Annotated in this window: 5 protein-coding genes and 1 pseudogene; 2 read left to right on the top strand and 4 right to left on the bottom strand. The window is 71.5% G+C overall.

Annotated elements, in window-relative coordinates; all coding sequences use genetic code 11:
* Positions 1–158 (bottom strand): FAD-dependent oxidoreductase (locus AC0665_RS32670; protein WP_478706425.1); only part of this gene is annotated, 158 nt, incomplete at its 3' end.
* Between the two features lie 694 nt (positions 159–852).
* On the opposite strand from AC0665_RS32670, the gene AC0665_RS32665 reads away from it, so the two are divergent.
* Positions 853–2,022: an ROK family transcriptional regulator gene (locus AC0665_RS32665; protein ID WP_468639717.1), complete on the top strand. Its 1,170-nt coding sequence runs from the start codon at positions 853–855 to the stop codon at positions 2,020–2,022.
* A 182-nt stretch (positions 2,023–2,204) separates the two neighbouring features.
* On the opposite strand, the pseudogene AC0665_RS32660 reads toward AC0665_RS32665, so the two are convergent.
* The 3 genes and pseudogenes from AC0665_RS32660 to AC0665_RS32650 all read right to left on the bottom strand — a co-directional run.
* A pseudogene (locus tag AC0665_RS32660) lies at positions 2,205–2,345 on the bottom strand (sigma factor-like helix-turn-helix DNA-binding protein); the annotation flags it as partial.
* Positions 2,346–2,477: 132 nt separating this feature from the next.
* Positions 2,478–3,113 (bottom strand): acetoacetate decarboxylase family protein, encoded by a 636-nt coding sequence (locus AC0665_RS32655; protein ID WP_478706415.1) that lies wholly within the window; start codon positions 3,111–3,113, stop codon positions 2,478–2,480.
* A 105-nt stretch (positions 3,114–3,218) separates the two neighbouring features.
* A complete protein-coding gene (locus AC0665_RS32650; RefSeq protein ID WP_468412611.1) occupies positions 3,219–5,108 on the bottom strand; it encodes an ATP-binding cassette domain-containing protein in 1,890 nt (629 codons plus the stop codon).
* Positions 5,109–5,558: 450 nt separating this feature from the next.
* Here AC0665_RS32650 and AC0665_RS32645 point away from each other — a divergent pair, with 450 nt between their 5' ends.
* A complete protein-coding gene (locus AC0665_RS32645) occupies positions 5,559–6,149 on the top strand; it encodes a hypothetical protein (protein WP_468639719.1) in 591 nt (196 codons plus the stop codon).
* Position 6,150 lies beyond the last annotated feature (1 nt).

Raw genomic sequence — 6,150 nt, 5'->3', positions numbered from 1 at the left:
ACATGCACATCAGCACCCTGGCGTGCCAGATGCAGGGCCGCCGACAGACCGGTCAGCCCTGCACCGATGACCGCCACGCCGACGCGCCCGCCGATGTCGGTCCCGGACCGGTCCGGTCCCTCAGGAGCGGTGTCGAGCCAGTAGGGGGTGAACTTCATGTCGCTGCTCTCTCCTGCCAGTGCCGTCAACCGCTGGGGGGTGTCGGAAGCTGCTCGCTGCTGCGCTCAGACCATAGCATTCTTGGTTCCAGTTCCAACCTGAAACAATAAATTTTTGGTGATGCGCCCGCTGATCAGAGGGTGGGGGGTGTCGTGAAGGTGGCGATCCGGAGGCTCCGGATCCGCGTATAGCGGCTCAATCTAGACGCCGGACGGGCGCACGGCCAGCGTCTCGTGGGCAAGAGATGCCCTTGTATGCCCTCGGGCAGGGACGGAAACCCGCTGATCGCGAGTGGTACGCTCGCGCCATGCGGTCAAGTCGCCCTGTATCAGGGGTGATCAGCCTGACGTCACTCCGTTGCGACGGCTGACCGCACCGGGGTCCACCGTCTGATCGATGCTCGCTGCGACCATCAGTTCGCCATTGACCCCCAGCCCCTCCGGCCCGCGCCGTGGTGCGGCGATGCCGTATGGAGTGCTGTGGGGGACCCTTCGGAGTGCATGACAGATGAGCCGAGAACCGTCCGGCGCAGCGGAAGGCGAGGGAGAGGCCCGTGAGGGCGCCCTCGTCCGCCCCCGGGGCAGGGCGGGGGACGGACGCGAGCGGCTTCGCGTCACCCCGCCGAAGCCCGTGATCATCACACCCAGGCCGGTCCCGGCAGGAGCGGCGTACCGGGCTCGCTATGGTCATCACGTGACCTCTAACCCCACCCCCCGCGACTACAACAAGGCGTCGGTGCTCGACGTGGTCCTCTCCCACGCGCCCCTGACACGGAACCAGCTGATCGAGCTGACCGGTCTGAGCAAGGCCACCGTGTCCAGGGCGGTGGAGGAACTCCGGGCCGACGGCTTCGTCGTCGACGGCGGGATGGACGAGGTCACCGGACGTGGCCGCCGGTCCACCTATCTCGACCTGCCCGGCACGACCGGGCATGTCGCGGGCATCAGCTTCGGTGTGCAGACCACGGGTGTGCTGGTGACCGACCTCAGGGGTCGCGAGGTGCGGCACCTGGCCGTTCCCACCCCGGAACACCAGGAGGTCGAGGACGCCGCGCGCTGGCTGGTCGACCTGATCGCGCAGGCCGCCGAATCCGCGCAGGGCCCTCTGCGTCAGATCGTCGTCGCGGTTCCCGGCCGGGTCCGGGGCGGCACCGAGATCTTCGGCCCCGCGGAGTCGATGAAGATCTTCGAGGGGTCCCACCTCCACCGGGCCATCGAGGAACGTGTCGACGCTCCCGTACTTCTCGACAGCGATGCCAACGCGGCCCTGCTCGGGATCCTCACGAACGACGCCAGCATCACCAACGCCGCGCTTTTCAGCGTCAGCACCATACTGAACTTCGCCAGCTGCACGGATCACGAGCTCGCCCGGGGGAGCACGCCCACCTTCGGAGACATCGGTGTGCTGGCGTCCGGGGTGGGTGACCAGATCCTCGACGAGCTGCTGAGTACCAGGGGGCTCCTGCGCTTCGCCCGGAAGCGGGGGCTGGAGCTCGGGCGCGTCGAGGACCTCTGGCTGGAGTCGCATCCCGAGGCTCCGCGTGCCGAGGTGCTCGAGGCGTTCACCACGGCGATCGTGACCGCCGTGAGCGTGGTCGCCGTGACGCTGGACCCCGAGTCGGTCTATTTCGTGGGCCGGCTGCGTCCCCTCGTCGACGAGGTGCTGCCCGAGGTGCGGGGCCGGCTCGACCGGAGCCTGCCGACCGCCCCCGAGATCAGGGCGGTGGAGCATCTGATCGGTCTGTCGACGGCGCAAGGCGCGGTGTACGCGTGCCTGACGATGGCTCAGGAGCGGCTGCGGGACGCCGTACTCGGGGCGCGGCGCCAGAACCAGCCCGCCGAGCAGTCGGCCCCCGCGTTCTGAGCCGGACCGGACCGGGCTCGTGGGCCGCCGATGCCGATGCCGATGCCGATGCCGATGCCGATGCCGACGCCGACGCCGTCACCCGTCACCCGTCGCCCGGTCGTGCCACCGCACCGGGGCGATGGCCGGCCCGGAGACGCGCGTCGTCGCCTCCTTCGCGGCACCCCTGGAGACGGGGCGGCGGAGATGCCCATCGCGGCGGCGATCTCGCCCTCCGTCAGCCCCAGCCGGTGCCGCAGCGCGAGTGCCTCGCGCTGCCGGGCCGGGAGCTGCTGCAACACGTCGATCAGGACGCGCTGGTCGTCGCGGAGCAACGCCGCGCTCCGCTACAACACTTCGCGATCGACGTCACCGGCTGAGGGACCGCCGACGGCTCGACGGTGCAGCACTGGACGGCCCCCGGCAACGTCGCGCAGCGGTGGGGCCGTCAGTAGTCCGGCCGAACCGGGTGGGGATCAACTGCCCACGGTGCCCCGGAAATCGCGGAGGGAAACGGTCAGCAGCGGCCGGTGCCCGGTGAGGAAGGGCAACGGCCCGTGGGACTCGGCCGTGACGCGGCCACGCCCGAGGCCCGGCCGGCCACCGATCCGCATGGGCACCCGGCACACGGTGCCGTCGGACAGCCGCTGGACCAGCCGGCCGCGGGCGGGCACCCGGAAGGGCAGGCGCAGCACCTCGCGGTAGGAGAGACGCACAGGCGCAGTACCGGCGGCGGTCAGTTCCGCCCGGGCGCTCCGGCTGTCCACGTGGAGCGTGAACGTGCCCGGCTCCTTCGGAATGCCCCACAGTGCACGCCCCCCGGCACGGGACTGTTCACTGTCGACCCAGGCGGCCACGGCGGTGGCGGCGGGAGCGTGTCCGTGGCGCACGGCAAGGGCGACGAGGAACTCGCGGTAGGCGAGGACACCGCCGGGCCGGTAGTCGACCCAGAAGGTGAGCAGGGTGGCGCGGCGCCGCACGATCCAGGGCCGGGCTCCCGGGGGAAGAGGCCACGACGGCAGATCGCCCGGGGGGACGCGCCACAGCGAGACGATCATGTCGCCGGTGAGGCGCCACGGGGACGGAGGAAAGGGGACGGCTGGTCGTTCCACGGCGTGATGACCGGCTTCCTCGGCTCGGAGTCGTAGGGCCGATTGTCCACCGGTACGTCCGGCCCGGACCCCCGGCGCGCAGCCGGGGGCCCGGGCCGGTGCGGGTCAGCGGTCCTTGGCCAGTGCGACGAGCTCGGCGAACAGTCCGCCGGCGTTGGCGAGGTCCTCGTAGGTCCCCTGCTCGACGACCCGGCCCTTGTCCATGACGAGGACGCGGTCGGCGAGGCGGGTGTTCTCCAGTTGGTGGGTGACGACGATCGTCATGCGCTCGGCGGCGATCCTCTTGATCTCCAGGAAGATGGCGTGTTCGCCGCGGGCGTCCATCTGGGAGGTGGGCTCGTCCAGGATGAGCAGCGGTGTCCTGCGGTACAGGGCGCGCCCGCACACCAGGCGCTGCCACTGGCCGCCGGAGAGTTCGGCCCCTCCCCACAACTCCTTGGCGAGCAGGGTGTCCAGCTGCCGGGGGAGCTTCTCGATCGCCTCGCGCATGCCGACGGCGTCGACCACGTCCCACACCGGCCCGTCGTCGAGCGTCTTCGGCTGCCCCAGTGTGATGTTCTCGCGGGCGCGCAGGGGCCAGCAGGCGAAGTTCTGCGGCACGAGCGCGGTCCGTTTCCACACGGCGTCGGGGTCGGCCCGGGCGAGGTCGACGCCGTCCCACAGCACGCGTCCCTTGTCGGGCAGGAGGATCCCGGTGATGAGCTTGGCGAGGGTGGACTTGCCCGAACCGTTCTCGCCGACGATCGCCAGGATCTCGCCCCGGCGCAGGGTGAGGGACACCCCCGCGACGGCCGGTTCGTCCTTGCCCGGGTACCGGTGGACGACCTCGTCGAGGCGGATCTCCTCGACGCGTTCGGGGATGGCGGCCGCGCCGCGCCGCGGGGCGCGCTCGGCGGCCATGTCGAGGAAGGCCCGCATGTCGGCCAGATAGAGCGAGGTGTGGAACAGCGCGGCGCCATGGATGACGAACTGGCCGAGCGCGGCGAGGGTGGTCTGCACGGCGACGACTGCCGTGGCGGCGACGGGCAGGGCGACCCGGCCGTCGGCGGCCAGCCAGGCGAGGGTGGCCCAGGTGCACAGCAGGAACACCCCGCCCAGGGCGCTGGTGCTCAACTCGATGCGCAGCAGACGCGGGGCGGCGGTGAGCGTGCGCCGGTCGATGCGGTCGGACAGGGCGCGGTACCAGTAGATGAGGTAACCGGTCATGCCGTTGGCGCGGACCTCGTCACCGAACCTGGAGTACGTGGCCCACCAGCGCATCATGGAACGCACGTTGCGGTCACCCACGTTGAGGTAGTGGGTCTCGTAGTCGACGCGCGCGGACAGCACGGCTCCGGCGCCGGCCGGCAGGACGGCCAGGAGCAACAGGGGCAGCATCAGCGGGTGCAGTGCCGTGATGACTCCGCTCGCCGCGATCATGCGGATCAGGGCGGACATGAACCGCTGGGCGTCCTGCACCATCAACCGGGTGCGGGTGACGCCGACTTCGGCGGCTTCCTGCCGGTCGGCGAAGCCGTCCTCGCCGTAGGCGGAGTACTCCACCCGGCACACGGCGGCGACCAGGGCGATGTCCGCCTCGGTCGTCAGCAGGGGAGTGACGCGGCCGTCGGCGTAGGAGGCCAGAGCGCCGCTGATCCGGCCGACGGCCGCGGCCGCCGTCACCACGACGAGGGCGGGCAGCGCACCGTGCAGGCGTTCGGCGACGGCGCCGCCGCCGAGGATGTGCGTCATGGCCCGCGCCGTGAACGTCAGCACGAGCGCCGCCGCGACGCCGGTGAGCAGCTGGCTCGCGAGGAGCAGGACGACGCCGGTCCGGTCGACGGCCCACGCCATCCGGGCGGTGTGCCCGAGGACCGAGGGGAGGCGGCGGCACATCGCACCGAAACCCGCGTCCGCCAGCGGGTTCTTGCCGTACGTCCCGCCGAACGTGATCGTCGCGGGTGGGGGAGGGGGTGGAGCGTTCTCGTCGGCGGTCGAGGCGTCGGTCGTCGTCACCTGGGGCCCTCCTGCGGATCCGTGCCGGGCCGGGACGGCTCGGCGGTGCACGGCCTAACGACGCGGCGGCCGAATCGAACGCACTCGATTCCGGACGTGCGGGAGCCCTTGCCGCACAAGGGGTCGACCGGGGCGGTTCGTTGCTGAGGCGGCTCTCGCACAGGCCGGGTTGGCCGAATCGCGGAGGCGGGAAACGCATGTGACCCCTGAGATCGGGCGCCGCGAGAACCTCTTCGCCCGAAAAATCCTCTTTTGTCGTTTTGTACCGGCAGGGGTGGTTAACCGAGGAGGGTGCGTGCGGGACGGACGCCGGAGCAAGAGGGCCGGCGACGAGCCCCCGGCACCCGGCCGGTCACGCCGAGACGCGTGGGCCGACGGCGCAACACGCCGCGGGCGATCCGGTTCCTGACGAAGAGCACATCCACGGGCGGTGCCTGAGGGAGAGGACCCATGAGCGAGATGGCGAACGCGAGCACCGAACGTGCTCGGCAGGCCGGTCAGACGGCCAAGCAGGAGGCCTCGGCCACGGCCGGTCAGGCCAAGGAAGGCGCGAGTGAGGTCGTCGGAACGGCCACCGAGCAGGTCAAGGCCGTCACCGGTGAGGCCAGGGCGCAAGCCGGCGCGATGGCCGGTGACCTGCGATCCCGGGTCACCGAGGAGGCCGAGAGCCAGGCGCGCCGCGGAGCGCAGGTGATGCGGGAATGGGCGGACGACCTGTCCGGCCTCGCGCAGAACGCCGACACGGACTCACCGGCCAAGAAGCTCGTGGTGCAGGCAGCCGACCGCGGTCACCGAGCCGCCGACTACCTGGACTCACGAGGCGTGGGCGGCCTGGTCGGCGACCTCCAGGACTTCGCGCGCCGCCGTCCCGGCGCCTTCCTCGGCGGGGCGGTGCTGGCCGGGTTCGCCGTCGGACGGCTCGCCAAGGCCGGCTCCAAGACGAACGGCTCCGGCCCTTCGGCACAGTCGAACGGCTCCGGCCCGCAGACCCTGCCCGAGGACGCGGCCGTGCCGGAGCTGCCGGGCTACAGGGAGGCGTGAG

This window comes from Streptomyces sp. NPDC043685, from assembly GCF_056436585.1.
Note: the sequence above shows the minus strand (reverse complement) of the source record. Positions and strands in the feature narration are given on the sequence as shown.

Bases quoted from the DNA above. Each gene is read 5' to 3' on its own strand.
- AC0665_RS32645 (WP_468639719.1), top strand. From the start codon at position 5,559: ATGAGCGAGATGGCGAACGCGAGCACCGAACGTGCTCGGCAGGCCGGT.